The 20,729-nt window shown below is 58.4% G+C and carries 16 protein-coding genes; 9 read left to right on the forward strand and 7 right to left on the reverse strand.

The genetic code is table 11. The features are described 5' to 3' along the window. Positions 1 to 180 precede the first annotated feature (180 nt). Genes hemH through ACQZ45_RS13485 form a run of 3 tightly spaced genes read left to right on the forward strand, consistent with a single transcriptional unit; the run spans position 181 to position 2,795 of the window. Positions 181 to 1,215 (forward strand): ferrochelatase, encoded by a 1,035-nt coding sequence (hemH, locus tag ACQZ45_RS13475; protein ID WP_112682420.1) that lies wholly within the window; start codon positions 181 to 183, stop codon positions 1,213 to 1,215. A 60-nt stretch (positions 1,216 to 1,275) separates the two neighbouring features. After that, positions 1,276 to 2,325 (forward strand): SPFH domain-containing protein, encoded by a 1,050-nt coding sequence (locus ACQZ45_RS13480; RefSeq protein ID WP_019564923.1) that lies wholly within the window; start codon positions 1,276 to 1,278, stop codon positions 2,323 to 2,325. A 2-nt stretch (positions 2,326 to 2,327) separates the two neighbouring features. After that, positions 2,328 to 2,795, forward strand: a complete 468-nt coding sequence (locus ACQZ45_RS13485; RefSeq protein WP_013761855.1) for an NfeD family protein — start codon at positions 2,328 to 2,330, stop codon at positions 2,793 to 2,795. Between the two features lie 3 nt (positions 2,796 to 2,798). Here the strand turns inward: ACQZ45_RS13485 and ACQZ45_RS13490 are convergent, their stop codons facing one another. Both ACQZ45_RS13490 and ACQZ45_RS13495 read right to left on the reverse strand, forming a co-directional pair. Beyond that, positions 2,799 to 3,794 carry a KpsF/GutQ family sugar-phosphate isomerase gene (locus ACQZ45_RS13490; RefSeq protein ID WP_065660458.1) on the reverse strand — a complete coding sequence of 332 codons (996 nt, stop codon included), beginning with the start codon at positions 3,792 to 3,794 and terminating at the stop codon, positions 2,799 to 2,801. 60 nt (positions 3,795 to 3,854) lie between these two features. Beyond that, the gene (locus tag ACQZ45_RS13495; protein ID WP_013761857.1) at positions 3,855 to 4,220 is read right to left on the reverse strand and encodes a PAS domain-containing protein; all 366 of its coding nucleotides are present in this window, start codon (positions 4,218 to 4,220) and stop codon (positions 3,855 to 3,857) included. Between the two features lie 404 nt (positions 4,221 to 4,624). Between ACQZ45_RS13495 and uppP the strand changes: the two genes are divergently transcribed. Then, positions 4,625 to 6,103: a polysaccharide biosynthesis protein UppP gene (gene uppP / locus ACQZ45_RS13500; RefSeq protein WP_448742286.1), complete on the forward strand. Its 1,479-nt coding sequence runs from the start codon at positions 4,625 to 4,627 to the stop codon at positions 6,101 to 6,103. Positions 6,104 to 6,163: 60 nt separating this feature from the next. On the opposite strand, the gene galU is transcribed toward uppP, so the two are convergent. Beyond that, on the reverse strand, positions 6,164 to 7,051 hold the full coding sequence (galU, locus tag ACQZ45_RS13505) for a UTP--glucose-1-phosphate uridylyltransferase GalU (protein ID WP_003511458.1): 888 nt from the start codon (positions 7,049 to 7,051) through the stop codon (positions 6,164 to 6,166). Positions 7,052 to 7,246: 195 nt separating this feature from the next. Here galU and ACQZ45_RS13510 point away from each other — a divergent pair, with 195 nt between their 5' ends. From ACQZ45_RS13510 to ACQZ45_RS13525, 4 genes are all read left to right on the forward strand, one after another. Beyond that, positions 7,247 to 8,470, forward strand: coding sequence for a lytic murein transglycosylase (locus ACQZ45_RS13510; protein WP_003511460.1), 1,224 nt, complete (start codon positions 7,247 to 7,249; stop codon positions 8,468 to 8,470). A 64-nt stretch (positions 8,471 to 8,534) separates the two neighbouring features. Further along, entirely contained in the window at positions 8,535 to 9,770 is a 1,236-nt protein-coding gene (locus ACQZ45_RS13515) for an SGNH/GDSL hydrolase family protein (protein ID WP_111803500.1), read from the forward strand. Between the two features lie 206 nt (positions 9,771 to 9,976). Then, positions 9,977 to 10,651 (forward strand): response regulator transcription factor, encoded by a 675-nt coding sequence (locus tag ACQZ45_RS13520; protein WP_041694647.1) that lies wholly within the window; start codon positions 9,977 to 9,979, stop codon positions 10,649 to 10,651. Continuing rightward, the gene (locus ACQZ45_RS13525) at positions 10,648 to 12,003 is read left to right on the forward strand and encodes a sensor histidine kinase (RefSeq protein ID WP_448742287.1); all 1,356 of its coding nucleotides are present in this window, start codon (positions 10,648 to 10,650) and stop codon (positions 12,001 to 12,003) included. The genes ACQZ45_RS13520 and ACQZ45_RS13525 overlap by 4 nt, the downstream gene beginning before the upstream one ends. A gap of 181 nt (positions 12,004 to 12,184) precedes the next feature. Here ACQZ45_RS13525 and ACQZ45_RS13530 read toward each other — a convergent pair whose 3' ends face one another. Genes ACQZ45_RS13530 through gltB form a run of 3 tightly spaced genes read right to left on the reverse strand, consistent with a single transcriptional unit; the run spans position 12,185 to position 18,567 of the window. Continuing rightward, positions 12,185 to 13,639 carry a glutamate synthase subunit beta gene (locus ACQZ45_RS13530; RefSeq protein WP_003511464.1) on the reverse strand — a complete coding sequence of 485 codons (1,455 nt, stop codon included), beginning with the start codon at positions 13,637 to 13,639 and terminating at the stop codon, positions 12,185 to 12,187. 15 nt (positions 13,640 to 13,654) lie between these two features. Beyond that, the gene (locus ACQZ45_RS13535) at positions 13,655 to 13,813 is read right to left on the reverse strand and encodes a hypothetical protein (protein WP_155846257.1); all 159 of its coding nucleotides are present in this window, start codon (positions 13,811 to 13,813) and stop codon (positions 13,655 to 13,657) included. A gap of 8 nt (positions 13,814 to 13,821) precedes the next feature. Then, complete coding sequence (gene gltB / locus ACQZ45_RS13540; protein WP_003511466.1) at positions 13,822 to 18,567, reverse strand: glutamate synthase large subunit; 4,746 nt, start codon at positions 18,565 to 18,567, stop codon at positions 13,822 to 13,824. A 371-nt stretch (positions 18,568 to 18,938) separates the two neighbouring features. On the opposite strand from gltB, the gene ACQZ45_RS13545 reads away from it, so the two are divergent. After that, positions 18,939 to 19,991, forward strand: coding sequence for a threonine aldolase family protein (locus ACQZ45_RS13545; protein WP_038494281.1), 1,053 nt, complete (start codon positions 18,939 to 18,941; stop codon positions 19,989 to 19,991). Between the two features lie 36 nt (positions 19,992 to 20,027). Here the strand turns inward: ACQZ45_RS13545 and ACQZ45_RS13550 are convergent, their stop codons facing one another. Further along, positions 20,028 to 20,717, reverse strand: coding sequence for a response regulator transcription factor (locus ACQZ45_RS13550; RefSeq protein WP_003511468.1), 690 nt, complete (start codon positions 20,715 to 20,717; stop codon positions 20,028 to 20,030). Positions 20,718 to 20,729: the final 12 nt, after the last annotated feature.

Genomic DNA, 20,729 nt, shown 5'->3' on the forward strand with positions numbered 1-20,729 from the left:
AAATTTCGTCTAGAACACGTGAACAAATTGACGGCACGAGCATATAGCTTGAGCATTTCCGGCAAAACCGCGTCACGGTTTACGTCCGGCCATGTATAAAAACAAAAAATGGAGCGTTTCCGCCCTTTATCCCAAACGGAAACGTTCTCACGCAACCAGTACGAGTTCAGGGTGTCATTCATGACGACAGAATTATCCGCACTTCCCGTAGACCATCCCCGCGTAAGATTTGGCAAGGTCGGCGTTCTGCTTGTCAATCTTGGCACGCCGGATGGTACGGACTATTGGCCGATGCGCCGTTATCTGGCGGAATTTCTGAGCGACAAACGCGTCATCGAATGGTCGCGCCTATACTGGTATCCGATCCTGTACGGCATCGTCCTCAACAAGCGCCCGCAGAAGGTCGGCAAGGCCTATGAGGCAATCTGGAACCGCGATCGCAACGAAAGCTATCTGCGCACCTATACCCGAAGCCAAGGCGAACTGATGGCACAGGCGCTGAGGGATTTGCCGAATGTCGTCGTTGACTGGGCCATGCGCTACGGCCAGCCTTCCATCGCCTCGAAAATCGACGCGCTGAAGGAGCAGGGATGCGAGAAAATCCTGCTATTCCCGCTCTATCCGCAATATGCCGCATCGACCACGGCAACGGTGAACGACAAGGCTTTCGAACATCTGATGAAGCTGCGCTGGCAGCCCGCCATCCGCACCGTTCCGCCCTATCATGACGATCCTGCCTATATCGAAGGGCTTGCCGCCTCCGTCAAAAACCATCTGGCAACGCTGGACTGGGAACCGGAGATGCTGATCACCTCCTTCCACGGCATTCCGCAATCCTACTTCAGGAAGGGCGATCCCTATTATTGCCACTGCCAGAAGACCGCCCGTCTGCTGAAGGAAGCGCTGGGACGGACCGAGAAGAACTTCATGATCACCTTCCAGTCGCGTTTTGGGCCAGAAGAATGGCTGCAGCCCTATACCGACAAGACCATGGAAAAGCTGGCATCCGAGGGCATCAAACGCATCGCCGTCATGAACCCCGGTTTCGTATCGGATTGTCTTGAAACGCTGGAGGAAATTGCCGGTGAGGCCGGAGAAATCTTCCTGCATAATGGCGGCGAGAAATTCACCCACATCCCGTGTCTCAACGACAGCGTCGAGGGTATGACAGTTCTCGAAAAGGTTGTACGACAAGAGTTGCAAGGTTGGGTGTAATCTTGCCATAACGATGCGGGTGTAAGATCCCAAAAGGTTGTGGTGCTGGAGGAGGAAGTGATGATTGCATTGGGCGGTTTCGATATCGTCGTCATAGCGGCGGTTGTTTTGGTCATTCTGGTGCTCTTTGCCGGCATCAAGACCGTACCGCAGGGACATCGCTACACGGTTGAACGGTTCGGGCGCTACACCCGCACACTCGAGCCGGGCCTCAACCTCATCGTACCGTTCTTCGAAAGCATCGGTTCGAAGATGAATGTGATGGAGCAGGTTCTGCATATACCGACACAGGAAGTTATCACCCGCGATAATGCCAGTGTCTCAGCTGATGCCGTCACTTTCTATCAGGTCCTCAATGCCGCACAGGCCGCTTACCAGATCACCAATCTGGAAATGGCGATTGAAAACCTCACCATGACCAACATCCGCTCGGTAATGGGCTCGATGGATCTCGATGAGTTATTGTCAAACCGTGATGCCATCAACGATCGCCTGCTGCGCGTGGTTGACGAGGCGGTGGGACCATGGGGTATCAAGGTCACGCGCATCGAGATCAAAGATATCGCACCGCCGAAAGATCTCGTCGATTCCATGGCAAGGCAGATGAAGGCGGAGCGTGAAAAACGCGCGCAGGTGCTGGAGGCCGAGGGCGCCCGCAATGCTCAGATTCTGCGCGCAGAGGGCGCAAAACAATCTGCCATTCTCGAGGCGGAAGGCCAGCGCGAAGCGGCGTTTCGCGATGCCGAGGCCCGCGAGCGTCTGGCCGAGGCCGAAGCCAACGCCACCCGCATGGTGTCGGAAGCCATCGCTGCCGGCAATGTCCACGCGATCAATTACTTCGTTGCCCAGAAATATACCGAAGCGCTCTCCAATATCGGCACCGCCAAAAACTCGAAAATCGTGTTGATGCCGATGGAGGCTTCTGCGTTGATCGGCTCACTCGGCGGCATAGGGGCAATCGCCCGTGACGTTTTCGGCGACAAGGGCGATGCACCGACGGCGCCCGCCGTCCCCGCATCTTCCCGCTCGGTGCCGCCGTCGCGGCCTTCGGCCCAGGCCATCAACGTGACAATTCCCGGTAATCCCTTTGGCTCTTCATCGGAGAAGTGACGATGCTGCAACGGCTTGCCACGGAACTGGGACCATGGAGCTGGTGGATTGCCGGCTTCATTCTGCTGGCTGCCGAGTTGGTCGCTCCGGGCGTGTTTCTGATCTGGATTGGCATTGCCGCGCTGGTGATCGGCGCGCTCTCCCTGCTGTTCTGGGATGCCGCATTCTGGGCGTGGCAATTGCAACTGGTGCTGTTTGCCGCCCTCTCCATCGCCTTCGCCCTGCTTGGCCGGAAATATTTCGGCAAAAACCGTGAGGCAAGCGACGAACCCTTCCTCAATCAACGGGAAGCAAGCCTTGTTGGACGCACAGCGACCCTGCAGGAGCCGGTTGTCGAAGGACGCGGCCGCATAAGGCTGGACGATACCTGGTGGTCCGTTAACGGTGAGGACATGCCAGCCGGAACACGTGTCAGGATCGCAGCTGCGCGTGGCCGCACCCTGACAATAGAGCCGCTCGACCGCCCATAGCGATCAGGCCACACCGATTCTCAACAGATCGTGGAAATGCACCAGCCCTATTGGTCGGTTATCGTCATCAACGACGATCAGCGCACCGATATGGAATTTTTCCAGCGTCGCCAGAGCGCTGGTCGCCAGCACCGATTTTTTGACCGTTTTCGGAGTACGGGTCATGATGTCGTCCACCGTCAATTCCGCGAGGTTGCGCGACAGGTTGCGCGCCATATCGCCCTCGGTGACGATGCCACACAGACGGCCATCCTCGTCCAGAATACCGACGCAGCCGAAATGCTTGCGGGAAAGAACACTGACTGCTTCCGGCATGGAAGTTCCCTTGCCGACTAGCGGCACCCGGTCGCCGGTATGCATGATATCGCTGACCAACGTAAGGCCCGCGCCCAGTTTGCCGCCGGGGTGAAACACCTTGAAATCACCGGCAGTGAAATTGCGTGCTTCCAGAAGCGCAACGGCAAGGGCATCGCCAAGTGCCAGCTGCATCAATGTGGAGGTGGTAGGCGCAAGTCCGAGCGGGCAGGCTTCCTGTTCATTGGGAACCAGAAGCACGATATCGGCTGCCTTCGCCAGCGATGCACTCTCCGAACAGGTAAGTGCAATCAGCGGGATGGAGAAACGGCGCGAATAGTTGATGATGCTACGCAGCTCTGAACTTTCACCGCCTTTGGAGATCGCCAGTACAACATCATCACCGCCGATCATGCCCAGATCGCCGTGGTTGGCCTCTGCCGCATGCACGAAAAACGCAGGCGTTCCGGTGGAGGCGAAGGTGGCCGCGAGCTTGGCGCCTATGTGGCCGCTTTTACCGACACCGGTGATGATGAGGCGGCCACTAGACTGGCCGATCGTCTCGATCGCCTTGCAGAAAGGTTCGGAAAGCCCGTTTCTGAGGGCCTCTTCAAGAGCGGCAAGGCCAGCCCTCTCCATCGAAATCGTCCGCACGGCGGATTCAATCGCATTGTCTTCAACCAGTTTCACGGCTCTCGTAATCATGGCCGACTGTTACTATTTCAACTGGAATAAGTCCACTCTACAGCCGAAAATCGCCGCTCTTTAGTGGCGCAGGTTCGGCGGAGAAATCTCCTCCATCGTTCCCATCCGCTTGAAAGGGATGTTCTCTTCATCGACCAGATATCGCCCGACTGTCCTTATCCACGAGATAGAGCCGTCATCACGGCGCACGGCATATTCCTGATGGTAAAAGCTGGCGGCCTTAAGCGTCGTGAGCGCAGTTTCGATCACATGATTGCGATGGCCGATATCCACTTTTTCGAGCATCTGGAAAATGCTGATGCCCTGCATCGCCTGCCGCAAAGGAATGCCCAAGAGTTCAGCGCAGACTTCGTCTAGATAGAATCGGTCATTGGTAATATCCCAGCAATAAAAACCGACCTGCTTGACGTTCAAAACGGGATTCATGAAACGACGCTGTGACACAAAATAAAAATCAATTGGATTGCTAAAATAAAACGGATGAGTTCCACCCAATCATAGGGCGATTCCGTATCAAAATGAAACGTTTAAATCTGATCATATTCGAAATATTGGGCATCTCGGCAAATTTTCTTCAGTCGCGGTGCCGAAGCGGCCAGATCGAACGAGGAAGCCCTCCAGCTTTGCCGCAGCCACAGATGTGGTGAAATCCGGGAGGTCTTTATCAACTGTTAACCATAAAAATCCTATTGTTAAAGCGATATTAAAACTTGCGTCGCGTGTCTGGTCTCTTGGTCGCCCACTTCATCTGTCTGCCGCTCATTCGGCTTCAGGAAATGCTGAGACGAACTTTCGATCCGACATCGGCCAAATGCGCCGGGTGAAGAGGAATGATTGTGAAGGGCACCGCCACACGTCTGCCGACGTCGCGGAAAGCAGCAACCCTGCTGCTGCTTGCCTGTACGCTTCTCTACACCCCGGGAACTGTTTTCGCGCAAACAGCGGCCACGCGGCTGCCGGTCGCAGTTCCATCCGGCGATACAACGCCGGCAGAGAACCCGACAACGACAGCTGAAAACGAGGCAAGCACGGTGCGAGCAGCACCGCCACAGCAACTATGGCGCCCCTCGAATAATCCGGGCGACCCGATTTCCGAACAGCAGGAAGAAGCCGGCCAACCTTATGCCGACGCGGAAAACCCATATGAGCCAACGGTAGACGGCGGTGAAAACCCGCAAAGAGCCACCGAACCCGGACAAACCCCCGGCATCCGGCTCGGTACATTCCTGCTGCGGCCTTCGATCAGCCAGACGATCAATACGGAAAAGCAGACGAACACCGGCGGCCCTTCCAGACGTAACTACCTGACGACGGGTATTCGCGGCACGCTAACCAGCGACTGGTCCCGCCATGCGCTGACTGTAACAGGCGATGGCGCCTGGGAGAAAAATTTCGGCAGCAAGAATGGTGAAGAGCCGAGGGCGCGGATAGAAGCCGATCTGCGCCTCGATCTCGGCGAAGAAACGACGGCTAATCTCAAGGCAGGTTACGAATTCAGTCGTGAAGGCACTACGGACCCCAACGCTTTGACAGGCGCTGCCGTGCAGGGCGGAGAACACCGTTTCACGACCGGCGCATCGATCCAACGGGATTTCGGCAAGCTGCGCGGGCTGGCGGCGCTCGATCTGTCGCGTACGGTCTACACGGATGCAAAGGGCATAAACGGCCAGCCGATCAGTCTTAGCGATCGCGACCAGAACGGCGCGAACCTGCGCGGCCGCATCGGTTACGAATTGTCACCGGCCCTGATCCCGTTCCTCGAATTGAACGCGGGAACGACCAAATATGACAGGCGCCTGGACAATAGCGGTTACGCACGGTCCTCGAATTCCTACGGCGCCAAAATTGGAGCCGAGGTCGATCTTGGCGAGAAGACCCGCGGCGAGGCCGCCATCGGCTATCTACGCAAACAATATGACGACGACCGCATCGCTTCCATCGGCGCGCTGACACTGGACGGCGAACTGAACTGGTCGCCGCAGCGCGGCACCAACGTCAATCTTGGCCTGCGCACGACGATAGAGGATTTCGCCGGCGGACCACAGGGCGGCTGGATTTCCTATCGGCTGGATGCCGGGCTGACCCATGAATTGCGCAGCAATCTGGTCGCGCGGCTGACCGGGCAGATCGTGCACCGAACATTTCCCTCCTCCGATATCGAGGATGCCGTGGAATACACCGCAGGCGCTGGCTTGACCTGGGGGCTGAACCGCTATCTCGATCTGACGGCGGACGTTAGTTATCAGTGGACGCCAATTTATGACAGCAACGAACTGCGCGTCGGCGCGGGGCTTGTCCTGAAACGATAACGTTGCCCCAAAACAGAAATCCCGGCGCGAAGGCCGGGATTCCGTTGTCCAGTTGGTGAATTACTTCAGTCCGTCGATAAGAGCCTTGATCGGCTCCTCGATTGCGGGGCGAATGTCAGCGCGTTCGAGCGCGAAAGCGACGTTGGCAAGAATGAAACCATCCTTGGCGCCGCAATCGAACGTCTGCCCGCGGAAATGATAGCCAGCGAATTCCTGCGACTTGGCAAGCGTCAACATGCCGTCCGTCAGCTGGATTTCGTTGCCGGCGCCCCGTTCCTGATTTTCCAGAATGTCGAAAATCTCAGGCTGAAGGATGTAGCGACCGTTGATGTAGAAATTCGAAGGTGCCGTACCCTTGGCAGGCTTCTCGACCATTTCAGTGATCTTGAAACCCTCGCCCACGGCATTACCCACGCCGACGATGCCGTATTTATGCGTCTGATCGGGAGCACATTCCTGCACCGCGATGACGTTGCCGGCGGTCTGGTCATAAAGTTCGACCATGCCCTTGAGGCAGCTTTTCTGTGAATGCATGATCATATCAGGCAGCAACACGGCGAAGGGCTCGTCGCCGACGATATCACGCGCACACCAGACCGCATGGCCAAGACCAAGCGGCACCTGCTGACGCGTGAAGCTTGCCGTGCCCGCCTTGGGCAGAAGGCCGGCCAGCAATGTAAGCTCGGCATTCTTGTTGCGCTCGCGCAGCATTTGTTCGAGTTCAAATTGAATATCAAAATAATCTTCAATCACCGCCTTGCCGCGGCCGGTGACAAATACAAAATGCTCGATGCCTGCTTCCGCCGCCTCGTCGACGACGTATTGAATGACCGGCTTGTCAACGACAGTGAGCATTTCTTTCGGAACCGCCTTGGTTGCGGGCAGGAAACGCGTACCCAGACCTGCGACCGGAAATACGGCCTTCCGAATTTTCTTATGTTCTACCACATATCCCTCCTGAGAGATAAAACTTGATCACAATCCCCGCACAGTGTTGTTATTTCAAAAATAACAACGTTTTGTAAAGGGTGACGCTACCATCTATTAATGGTAAAGAATTTGTTGACATTCTTTTGTTATGCATGACGACGCCCGATGCGTTTTCGCAATCGAAATGATATTCGAGAGAACGAAAGACTGACGATGACAAAGATGATCCTTTCAAATGTCCGCAAATTCGGCTGCATGATGGTTGCAGGTCTGGCGATCTCGCTGGCCCCCGTCTCGGCCCGGGCCGATGCTGGGTTCAAGCAGTGGATCAACCAGTTCTACGCAACAGCCGCGAAAGAAGGCATTAGCAAGGCGACGTACCAGAAAGCCTTTGCTGGTGTCAGCGAGCCGGATCCGGATGCGCTGCGAAAGGCGACCTTCCAGCCGGAATTCACCACCCAGATCTGGGATTATCTCGATTCCCGCGTCAACCCCTATACGGTGCGCATCGGCCGCGAGATGAAGATGAAGCACGCGACGACGCTCAACTGGATCGAGCGTAACTTCAACGTCGACAAACATATTATTCTCGCCATCTGGTCGATGGAATCGAATTACGGCGCGGTTCTCGAAAAGCCGGAGCGCCTGCACAATATTCCGCAGGCACTGGCCACGCTCGCCTATTCCGACCCCAAACGCGCCAAGTTCGCGCGCACGCAATTGATCGCCGCACTCAAAATCCTGCAGGCAGGCGATGTCACGCCCAAGCAGCTTACGGGTTCCTGGGCGGGTGCGATGGGCCATACCCAGTTCATTCCGACCAGCTACCTGCTCTATGCTGTCGATGCGGACGGCAACGGTAAGCGCGACATCTGGCACTCGGTTCCGGACGCGCTGGCGACGGCCGCCAATCTACTCGCCAAGAACGGCTGGGAACCCGGCCGGACCTGGGGTTACGAAACAGCCGTGCCGCGTGGCGGCGCCCGTTATGAGGGGCAGACGAAGTCCATTGCGGAATGGACCAAGCTTGGCTTTGCCCGCCCGAACGGCAAGAATTTCACCCGCGGCTCCGATCGCGCCATGCTGAAACTGCAGGGTGGGGCAAATGGTCCAGGTTTCCTGATGATGAAAAACTTCTTCACCATCAAGAAATACAACGCATCCGACAGCTATGCGCTGGCCGTTGGCCTGCTTGCTGACGAGATCGCCGGTTATGGCGGCATGCAGCAGAAATGGCCGCGTCCGGACGGCACACTGGATATTCGTGAAAAATTCGAACTCCAGACCCGCATGAAAGAACTTGGCTATTACGATGGCGAAGTCGATGGCAATTTCGGCTCCGGCTCGAAGGCGGCGATTAGCGCCATCCAGTCGCGCATGGGTCTGGAAACCGACGGTCAGCCGTCGCAGCGATTGCTGAGAGCACTGCGGAATTGATAATATGCCGGTGAATTCGGCGGCGGTCTTCAACGCCGCCGAAGCATCCGGAAGGATCGATGTCATGAGTAGGAAACCTGCGGCGAAAAGCACAAGTACGGGCTGGCGCATCTGCGCCATCATTCTTTGTGCTGTCTTGTGCACGCCGCTTGTCCCTTCGCAAACCTTCGCCCAGGAACAGCGACGCACCCTTTTCGAAATGCTGTTTGGCCGGCCCGTGGGCCGGGAGGACACGCCCGGCCGCGAATACCAGCCCCGCAGTCGCCGGGATTTCCCGGCTGCGCCGCGTGAAAAATCAGTCACCCGCCCGCAACCCGCAAGAAAAGCGCCTTCGGTGGTTCAGATGCGAACCATAAAACCGGAGCCGACGGCCAAGCTTGAAAATGCCAGGCGTGTTCTGGTCGTCGGTGATTTTCTGGCCGGTGGCATGGGGGAAGAACTGGTCAATGCCTTCGCCAGCTCTCCGGGAATTTCGGTCGATGTGCGCGCGAATGGTTCTTCGGGCCTCGTACGCACGGATTATTACGACTGGTTCGCCAATCTGCCGCAGTTCATAACCGAAACAAATCCCGCCACCATCGTCATCATGATGGGGTCGAACGATCGCCAGCAGATGCAGATCGGCGATACCAGGGAAAAATTTGGCACCGATGTCTGGTTCAAGGAATATGAGCGGCGGATCGATGAACTTCTGACCCTTGCCGGCCGGCCGAAGGTACCGCTGCTGTGGGTTGGCCTGCCGGCCTTCCAGTCAACCTCACTCTCGGCCGATCTCGTCGGCTTCAACCGGCTTTATCGCAGCCATATCGAAAAATACGGCGGCGAATTCGTCGATGTCTGGGACGGCTTTGTCGACGAGGCCGGTAAATTTGTCATCACCGGCTACGACATGAACGGCCAGCAGGCCCGTCTGCGTGAGGCAGATGGCGTCGGCATGACGCAGGCAGGCAAACGCAAGCTTGCTTTTTACGTCGAGAAATTCGTGCGCAGGCACCTCGACAGCGCCGGACCGGACCTCGTGAAACTGGACGGCAGCAATTTGCCTGCACTCACCTCCCTACCCGCGCTTGGCATCGACGCGGGACAGGTGCGCACCCAGCCGATCAGCCTGACCGATCCGAACCTCGATGGCGGTGACAAGCTGCTTGGCGATGTCCCTTCGACGGCCGTATCGACACGTGTCTCGGTCGTGGAATCGCCACGCGAACGGCTGACCAAGCGGGGCGAGATGGCCGATGCACCGGCGGGTCGTATCGATGACTACCGGATTGTCCCGGATACTGCTCAGGCCAGACAGTAGCCACTTCTCCGCCGTCGCTACGGCTCGAACCGGCGTAATGTTGAGGCAACCCGGCAATGGCAGGATAAATTCAGCTTTGCAGCAAATGCGGGGTCGGCCAATTGCCCTCCCCTGCCCGCGTCTTACTGCACGGTGATATTTATCCGATGCCCCCGCGCCCCTTCCTCTCCGGGAAGGCGTACGCCAGACACTGCCGAGAACAATTCATGCGCCTGCTGCTTGTTGAAGACGAACGCGAAATGGCAGCAGCCCTTTCCGCCGCCCTGCACCGGTTCGATATCATCGTGGACAATGTCGGCACGCTCGATCTTGCCCGGCATGCGATCATGGACGGTGTTCACGATCTTGTCGTGCTCGACCGGCAATTGCCCGATGGCGATGGCATCCAGCTTGTAGAAGATCTGCGTCTGCTGCCCGTCACACCGCCCGTCATCGTGCTGACAGCGCAAGGCACGCTTGCGGATCGGGTGAACGGCCTGAACCTTGGTGCGGACGATTATCTGGCCAAGCCCTTCGCTGTCGAGGAACTCCTTGCTCGCATCCGCGCCCTGATGCGCCGGCCGGCCGGCAGCGTGACGATGACGGCGAAACTGGGCAAGCTGGAATTTTGCTTCGAAACCCGTGAAGTCCGCATCAAGGGAGAGTTTATTGCCCTGACCAGACGCGAATTGCTGATCCTTGAGGCCCTGTTGCGTCGGCAGGGCAGAACGGTGCTGCGATCGGTACTGGAAGAGGCGGTTTATAATTTCGACGATGAAATCCAGTCGAATGCGCTTGATTCCCATATCTCCCGTCTGCGCCGCAAATTGCAGGCAGCGGATGCGGGTCTGGAGGTTCACGGTATTCGCGGCGTCGGTTATCTGCTGAGGGCGGCCTCATGAAATCGGCCGGAAGGAAATCGCTCAAGCGACGCCTGACCATTCAATTGCTGCTTTTCCAGATCGGCAGCCTTTTCATCGTCACTGCCGCCTTCGTCGCTTACCTGTCCAGCGGCGCCTCGGGCAGCGCCCTTCTCAGCCCGGCAGCGGCCCAGATTACAGCCAATGCCATCATGCGTGACAAGGCTGGCCGGCTGATGCTTGACGAAACAAATGAATTTGTCGAGCTGCGCGACAGCATGCCCGGTTTCTGGTTCGTTGCGGTCAGCGAGAAAGGTGAGATCGTGCAGGGTGGGCCGGTGCCTGAGGCCTTTAGCAACATGGATCAACAGCTTAGCGACGTCAAAGTGTCGGACGTACGCGATGCGGCATTGTCCTACTCCTATCTTGCTGTCTTGCGAATCGCCGTCGTGCGTCGTGCATCGGGACCGGCGGGCGAATTCGTTATGGTCGGCAAGGGCGGAGCCTTCAGTATGGCATTCCCCGTCCTACTGTTCTCCAACATACTGATCATGCCGATCCTCCTTATCATGTCCATTGTGACAATCGTGACCATTCCATGGATCATCCGTCGGGAATTTTTCGCACTTTCCGCTATTGCGCGAACGGCGGAAAGCATCGACATCGACAAGCGCGGATATCGATTGCCGGATGGCGATATTCCATGGGAGGTGCAGCCGCTCGTGCATGCCGTCAACGGCGCGCTGAAACGGCTGGACGATGGGTACGAGCGGCACAAGCGCTTCATTCTCGACGCCGCCCATGAATTGCGGACCCCTGTCGCCATTCTCCAGACCCGTGTCGAAACGTTGCTGGACGGACCGGACCGGAGCCGGATATTAGCCGATGCCAGCCGCATCGCCGTGCTTGCCGAACAGTTGCTCGATCTGCAACGACTCGGCGGGCAAAAGGCGCCGCTTATTCCACTAGATCTTGTTGGCCTCTGCCGGTCTGTCGTCGCTGATATGGCGCCGCTTGCAATCTCTCAAGGCTACGAACTTTCGTTCGAGCCGGACGAAGAGCCGATCCTCGCCCTTGCCGATGACGCCTCGCTGCAACGCGCCCTGATGAACGTCGTGCAAAACGCCATCGAACATGGCGGTAATCGCGGAACGATCACCATAAAAGTGGGGGCCAACCGCGTGATCGACATATCCGACCAAGGCAACGGAATTCCCGAAGAGGACCGGGAAGCCGTGTTTGACGCATTTCACCGGTTGATACCGAAGGATCGCGGTACCGGGCTCGGTCTCAATCTCGTGCAGGAAATCGTCCGCTACCATGGAGGGGAGATCACCATCAGTGATTCCCCATCCGGCGGCGCCTCCTTCCGCATCAGCCTTCCCTATTGCTGAAACGAATCCTGTCTTCGGACACCACGTAATGTCATTGCAATTCTCAGGCGCGATATGTTGCCGTCCCCCTGAATGCGACACCTCCATCGCGTTTCGGTTCTCCAGTCAAACGAAAGGCCTGTTGTGAAACACAACAGGCCTTTTTGTTTTCGTTACGACGGCTTGCGCCGCGTCAACTCGCTCAGCGCGGAAGGACGGTTGCGCCCATCAGCTCTTCGTCGATAGCACGTGCCGCCTGACGGCCTTCGCGGATTGCCCAGACCACCAGCGACTGGCCACGGCGAACGTCGCCTGCCGCCCACAGCTTGTCGACCGAGGTCTTGTAGTCCGTTTCGTTGGCGATCACGTTGGTGGAGCCGCGACGATCGGTGTTGAGCGACAGCTTGCCATCCATTTCCTTCAGCACGCTATCGGTGAAAGGACCGGAAAAACCGATGGCGATGAAGGCAAGATCAGCCTTGATGATGAATTCCGTACCGGCAATGGGCTTGCGCCGGTCGTCCACCTGACAGCACTTCACACCCGTCAAAACGCCGTCTTCACCGACGAATTCAAGCGTGGCCACCTGGAACTCGCGAACGGCGCCTTCTGCCTGCGAAGAAGAGGTGCGCATTTTCGTTGCCCAGAAGGGCCATACGGCAAGCTTGTCTTCCTTTTCCGGCGGCATCGGGCGGATATCGAGCTGGGTGACTTTAACCGCACCCTGACGGAAGGCCGTGCCGACGCAGTCAGACGCCGTATCGCCACCGCCGACGACGACGACATGCTTGCCGCCGGCGAGGATCGGATCGGCCGGCCAGCCGATGCTGTCGATGTTTTCGCGGCCAACGCGGCGGTTCTGCTGCACGAGATAGGGCATGGCGTCATAAACGCCATTGAAATCGGCGCCACCGATGCCGGCCGGGCGCGGGGTTTCCGAACCGCCGCAATAAAGAACCGCATCGTGATCAGCCAGAAGCGCTTCGACCGTTACATCCACGCCGACGTTGACGCCGCAATGGAAGGTAACACCTTCACCCTTGATCTGCTCGACACGGCGGTCGATGAAGTTCTTCTCCATCTTGAAATCCGGAATACCGTAACGCAGCAAACCGCCGGGCTTCGATTCACGCTCGTAAACGTGGACCTCATGACCGGCGCGGCCAAGCTGCTGCGCTGCCGCCATGCCGGAAGGACCGGAACCGATGATGGCGACCTTCTTGCCGGTGTGGATCGTCGCCGGCTTCGGCACGATAAAGCCCAGCTCGTAGGCCTTGTCGGCAATCGCCTGCTCGACGGTCTTGATGGCGACCGGCGCATCCTCGAGGTTCAGCGTGCAGGCTTCCTCGCAGGGTGCCGGACAGACGCGGCCGGTGAATTCCGGGAAGTTGTTGGTGGAATGGAGGTTGCGGATCGCCTCTTCCCAATTGTTGTTATAAACCAGATCGTTCCAGTCGGGGATCTGGTTGTGCACGGGACAGCCCGTCGGGCCGTGACAGTAGGGAATGCCGCAATCCATGCAGCGCGCCGCCTGCTTCTGCACCTCGGCATCCGACATCGGAATGGTGAATTCGCGGAAATGGCGGATACGGTCCGATGCGGGCTGATACTTGCCCACCTGCCGGTCGATCTCAAGAAAACCTGTAACCTTGCCCACGTTTATGTCCTCACATCAAAGCGGAGCGCCTGTCGGGCCCCAGTACCAGTAAGCGAAACCGAAAGCCGCCCCCAATACGATGAATTCAAATCCGGTCTCGCCGCTTGTCCAATAGATCACCATGGGAACGGCGACCGCGATCATCAGCGAGACCAGTTGGTGTAGTATCCTCACGCGGCGGATTATTCCGCCGCGACGCCCATGCGCATGCGCTCCATTTCCTCAAGCGCACGACGGTATTCGACCGGCATGACCTTGCGGAATTTCGGACGGAACTCGCTCCAGCGGTCGAGTATATCCTTGGCGCGTGCAGAGTTGGTGTAGTGGAAGTGATTGGAAATCAGCTGGTAGAGCCGCTCCTCGTCGTGCCGCGTCATGTCCTCGGAGACGTCAACGCGTCCCTTGTGCATGAGGTCGCCACCGTGATGGTGCAGCTTCTCGAGCATGTCGTCCTCTTCCGGAACCGGCTCCAGCTCGACCATGGCCATGTTGCAGCGGGTGGCGAAATCGCCCTTCTCGTCGAGAACGTAAGCCACGCCACCGGACATGCCGGCCGCGAAGTTGCGGCCCGTCTCGCCGAGCACCACGACAATACCGCCCGTCATATATTCGCAACCGTGGTCGCCGACACCTTCGACAACCGCGACCGCGCCGGAGTTGCGCACTGCAAAGCGCTCACCCGCAACACCGCGGAAATAGCACTCGCCGGTGATGGCGCCGTAAAGAACGGTGTTGCCGACAATGATCGAGTTTTCCGCGACGATACGGGTGTTTTCCGGCGGGCGCACGATAATGCGGCCACCCGAAAGACCCTTGCCGACATAGTCATTGCCGTCACCCACCAGATCGAAGGTGATGCCGCGAGCGAGAAACGCGCCGAAGGACTGACCGGCCGTGCCGCGCAGCGTCACGTGGATCGTATCGTCCTTCAGACCCTTATGGCCCCAGCGCTTGGCAAGCGCGCCTGACAGCATGGCACCGGCGGAACGGTCGACGTTCTTGATCGGCACTTCGAAAACGACAGGCTCGCGGTTTTCCAGCGACGGTAGCGACTTCTCGATCAGCTTGCGATCGAGAATATCGTCGATCGGGTGCTTCTGACGCTCGGTCCAGAAGGTTGCCTCCTTGGGAGCCTCTACCTTGTGGAAGATGCGGCTGAAATCCAGACCCTTGGCCTTCCAGTGCGCCAGCATCTCATCCTTTTCGAGGAGTTCGGAAGCGCCGATGATCTCGTCCAGCTTGGTAACGCCAAGCGAGGCGAGGATTTCGCGCACTTCTTCAGCCACGAAGAAGAAGTAGTTGATGACGTGTTCCGGCGTGCCCTTGAAGCGCTTGCGCAGAACCGGGTCCTGCGTTGCGACGCCGACGGGGCAGGTGTTCAGATGGCACTTGCGCATCATGATGCAGCCCGCAGCAATCAGCGGCGCGGTGGCAAAGCCGAATTCATCCGCACCAAGCAGCGCGCCAATGATGACGTCGCGGCCGGTCTTCAGACCACCATCCACCTGCAGCGCGATGCGTGAACGAAGGCCGTTCAGCACCAGCGTCTGCTGGGTTTCGGCAAGGCCGATTTCCCAAGGCGAACCGGCATGCTTCAGCGACGTCAGCGGCGAAGCACCGGTGCCGCCATCGAAACCGGCGATGGTGATATGGTCGGCGCGCGCCTTAGCGACACCCGCCGCAACTGTGCCAACGCCCACTTCCGACACCAGCTTCACAGAAACATCTGCTTCCGGGTTGACGTTCTTCAGGTCGTAGATCAGCTGCGCCAGATCTTCGATGGAGTAGATATCGTGGTGTGGCGGCGGCGAAATGAGGCCGACGCCCGGCGTGGAGTGACGGGTCTTTGCAACCGTGGCATCCACCTTGTGGCCGGGCAGCTGGCCGCCTTCGCCGGGCTTGGCACCCTGCGCGACCTTGATCTGCAACATGTCGGCATTGACGAGATATTCCGTCGTCACACCAAAGCGGCCGGATGCGATCTGCTTGATGGCGGAACGCTCGGGGTTCGGCTTGCCGTTCAGAAGCGGCATGTAACGGTCGGATTCTTCGCCGCCTTCGCCGGTGTTGGACTTGCCGCCGATGCGGTTCATCGCAATCGCAAGCGTCGTATGCGCCTCGCGGCTGATCGAGCCGAAGGACATGGCGCCCGTCGAGAAGCGCTTGACGATATCGACCGCCGGTTCGACGTCATCGATGGAAACCGGCTTGCGGCCGAGCGCTTCCGCCGATTTGACCTTGAACAGGCCGCGAATGGTGTTCATGCGCAGCGCCGTCTCATTCACCATGTCGGCAAATTCACGGTAGCGCTCCTGGCTGTTGCCGCGCACGGCGTGTTGCAGCGAGGCGACGGCATCCGGCGTCCAGGCGTGGCTTTCGCCGCGCATGCGATAGGCATATTCGCCGCCGATATCGAGCGTGTTGGCAAGGATCGGATCCTTGCCGAAAGCCGCCGTGTGACGCGTTACGGTTTCTTCGGCGATCTCGGTCAGACCCACGCCCTCGATGGAGGTGGCGGTGCCGAAGAAATACTTCTCGACGAATTCCGACGACAGGCCGATGGCGTCGAAAATCTGCGCGCCGCAATAGGACTGGTAGGTGGAAATGCCCATCTTGGACATGACCTTGAGGATGCCCTTACCCACCGCCTTGATGTAGCGATAGACGACTTCGTCGTCCGACACTTCCTTCGGGAAGGCGCCGTGCTTGTGCATGTCGAGCAGCGTGTCGAAGGCGAGGTAGGGGTTGATGGCCTCCGCGCCATAGCCAGCGAGCAGACAGAAATGATGGATTTCGCGCGGTTCGCCGGTTTCAACGACGAGGCCGACCGAGGTGCGCAGACCCTTGCGGATCAGGTGGTGATGCACGGCAGCCGTCGCCAGCAGCGCGGGGATCGCAATCCGGTCCGGGCCGAGCTGACGGTCGGACAGAACGATGATGTTGTAACCACCACGAACAGCGGATTCAGCCCGCTCGCACAGGCGGTCGAGCATGTCAGGCATGCCTTCGGCGCCGCGCTCCACATCATAGGTGAAGTCGAGCGTCTTGGTATCGAAACGGTCTTCGGTGTGGCCGATGGAGCGGATCTTTTCCAGATCGCCATTGGTGAGGATCGGCTGGCGCACTTCCAGACGCTTGGCACGGGCCGCACCCTCGTGATCGAGAAGGTTCGGGCGTGGGCCAATGAACGAAACGAGGCTCATCACCAGTTCTTCGCGGATCGGATCGATCGGCGGGTTGGTGACCTGCGCGAAGTTCTGCTTGAAATAGGTGTAAAGCAGCTTGGACTTGTCCGACATGGCCGAAATCGGCGTATCGGTGCCCATCGAGCCGATGGCTTCCTGGCCCGTTGTTGCCATCGGCGACATCAGGAGCTTGGTATCTTCGCTGGTGTAACCGAAGGCCTGCTGGCGATCGAGCAACGACACGTCACGCCGCAGCGCCCGGGGCTCCACCGGCTTCAGATCCTCAAGAATGAGCTGGGTGCGGTCTAGCCAGGTGCGGTAGGGGTGCTTGGCAGCAAGCTCGTGCTTCACATCCTCGTCGGAAATGATCGAGCCCTTTTCCATGTCGATCAGCAGCATCTTGCCCGGCTGCAAGCGCCACTTCTTGATGATGCGTTCCTCCGGCACCGGCAGCGTGCCGGCTTCCGACGCCATGATGACGCGGTCGTCGTCGGTGACGAGATAGCGCGCCGGACGCAGACCGTTACGGTCGAGGGTTGCGCCGATCTGCTTGCCGTCGGTGAAGGCAACGGCGGCCGGGCCATCCCAGGGCTCCATAAGCGCGGCATGATATTCGTAGAAAGCCTTGCGTTCAGCCGACATGGACAGGTTGCCCGACCAGGCTTCCGGGATCAGCATCATCACGGCATGGGCCATGGAGTAACCGCCGCGCACGAGGAATTCGAGCGCGTTGTCGAAGCAGGCGGTGTCCGACTGGCCTTCATAGGAAATCGGCCAGAGCTTGGAGATATCGTCACCGAACAGCGCCGACGAAACAGACGCCTGACGCGCCGCCATCCAGTTGACGTTGCCGCGCAGCGTGTTGATCTCGCCGTTATGGGCGACCATGCGATAGGGATGCGCGAGCTTCCAGGACGGGAAGGTGTTGGTGGAGAAACGCTGGTGCACCAGCGCAACCGCGGATTCGAAACGCGGGTCCGCCAGATCCTTGTAATAGGCCCCAACCTGATAGGCGAGGAACATGCCCTTGTAGACGATGGTGGAGGAGGACAGCGAGACGGGATAGAAATCCTGCGTTTCCTTACCGCCGCCCTCGTCGTAGATGCGGTTGGAGAGAACCTTGCGGATCAGGAACAGCTTGCGCTCGAAGTCATGATTGGTCGCGGCATCGCGGCCGGCGCCGATGAAAACCTGAACATGGTGCGGTTCGGTGCCGGCGATATCAGGTGCCTTGGAAAGGGAAGAATTGTCGACTGGCACGTCGCGGAAGCCGAGGAACTGCTGTCCCTCCTCGCCGATCACGTCGACAATGACCTTCTTGTAGTGATCAATACGGGACGGATCGCGCGGCATGAAGATGTGGCCAACGGCATATTCGCCAGCTTTCGGCAGCGTCACACCCTGGCTCGCCATTTCCTCGCGGAAAAAGCGGTCGGGGATCTGCACGAGAATGCCCGCACCATCGCCCATCAGCGGATCGGCGCCGACAGCACCGCGATGCGTCAGGTTTTCAAGAATGAACAGGCCGTCCTTGACGATCTGGTGGGATTTCTGACCCTTCATATGGGCAACAAAGCCGACGCCGCAGGCATCGTGCTCATTGCGCGGATCGTAAAGACCCTGCTTTTCCGGCAGGCCGCCCGCGAAACGCCCCTTCGCAGAAACGGGTGCGGCCGCAGCCGCGGTGGGACAGTCTGTGGTCAGGGTTGCGGCGACGTTGTCTGCCTGCAGCTTGTTTGTCATTTTCGTCCCTCCTGCAAAATTACTTGCATGGTTTCATGCGAAGATCCGGCTCGACACGAATTTCGCTTTCCGAAAAATCCGCATTCAATCCGGCTCGACCAAATTTAGGACAGCAAAGCTGTCTCAATTCGAGAGAATTTTGGCAGAAACCCGCGGGTTTAGCAAGGGTGCGAATCCAATTAGTCGCAGTCCCGATTGGCAGCGAAGTTTCGATACTGACCCATTGCGCGAAACTTTCTTGTCACAAAACGCTTCGGGCCGTTGCTTTCATTGCCGGATTTGCCAACCGCGAGGTTAGGTCTTAGAACTTTGCGGGTCATCGTCAACGCATTCCCAACACCAGCACAACAGCCATCGGAAAGCTTTCAGAGATGTTTTTTGCCTCAGACAATTGGGCCGGCGCCCACCCTGCCATCAACGAGCGCCTTTCGCGGGAATCCACCCGATTTGCGGCTGCCTATGGCACCAGCGCCCTCGACCTTTCCATAGAAAAGCGCTTCAATGAAATATTCGAACGCGAAGTGGCGGTGTTTTTCGTCGCTACAGGTACGGCGGCCAATTCTCTTTCGCTGGCAAGCATTGCCCGCCCCGGCGGCCTGACTTTCTGTCATTCCGAAGCCCATGTGATCGAGGATGAATGTGGAGCGCCGGATTTCTTCTCCGGCATGCGCATGGTTGCCGTCGAGGGACCGAACGGCAAGATGCTGCCGGAAAATCTGATCGAGCGTATTTCGCGCTATCCGCAGGACGCCGTTCATCACGGACGCGCCGCAGCGGTTACGATGACACAGGCAACCGAGGCCGGTACTGTCTATACGCTCGATGAAATCGACGCGATTGCCAAAATTGCCAAGGAGAACGGCCTGCCGCTGCATATGGACGGCGCGCGCTTTGCCAATGCGCTTGCCGCACTCGGCACCACGCCCGCCGAAATGACCTGGAAACGCGGCGTTGATGTGCTCTCTTTCGGTGGCACGAAAAACGGCTGCTGGTGCGCGGAAGCGATCGTGTTTTTCGACCCCGCGCTCGCCAAAGACTTCGCCTTCCTGCGCAAGCGCACCGCCCAGCTTTTTTCGAAGTCGCGCTTCATCGCCGCACAATTCGAAGCCTATCTGCAGGACGATCTCTGGTTGGGTCTCGCAAGCCACGCCAATGCCATGGCCAATCGGCTGCGCGCCGGCTTCGCCTCGCTTAACAGTGCCCGTCTGGCATGGCCGACCACTGCAAACGAGGTTTTCGCCATTCTGCCGAAGGCCGCCGCTGAAGCGGCAACGGAGAAAGGCGCGAAGTTCTACGACTGGCTGGTGCCCCGCGATATGCCGGAAAAGGTTGGAAAGGACGAGGTGCTGATCCGCATGGTCACCAGCTTCGCAACGACCGAGACTGATGTCGACGACTTCCTGTCGATCTGCGCCGCCGTCTGACAAAACATTCGAGGGCGCCGTTTCTTAACGGCGCCCTCAAACCTCCTGCAGCCGGTAGCCGACACCGGTTTCCGTGAGGATGTAGCGCGGCTGATCCGGAATTTTTTCGATCTTCTGGCGAAGCTGGCGTACATAAACGCGCAAATATTGCACGTCGGTCAACTCGTCCCACACATGCTCCAGCAGGAAACGGTGCGTCAGCACCTTGCCCGCATGCTGGACCAGAACCCGCAGAATATCATATTCCTTGGGCGAGAGTTTCACCTCCCGGTCCTCCACCTTGACGATGCGTCTGACGAGATCGACCGAAAGATCGCCGGTATGAAACACCGGTCTCTCACCCTGGCTCTGAAGGCGATGGCGCAGGGCGACACGAATGCGGGCAACAAGCTCGTTCATGCCGAAAGGCTTGGTGATGTAATCGTCGGCACCCAGCTCCAGTGCCTTGACGATACCCGCCTCATCAGTGCGGCTGGAAAGAATGATGACGGGTAGGGAAAGCCCCTCACCCCGCCATTTCTCCAGAAGCTCGTGTCCCGACATATCCGGAAGACCGAGATCAAGGACCACGAGATCGGGCTTGTCCTCGTTCATCAACTCCATCGCGACGCGGGCATTCATCGCCTCGCTGACCGCATAGTCCTGCGTCGAGAGACCGACCCGCAAAAGTTTGCGGATCGGCGGTTCATCGTCGACGATCAGAATGCGAACGGCGGAATTGGTCATTGCCGATCTCCT

The organism is Agrobacterium sp. 16-2014-1-2a (assembly GCF_053522705.1).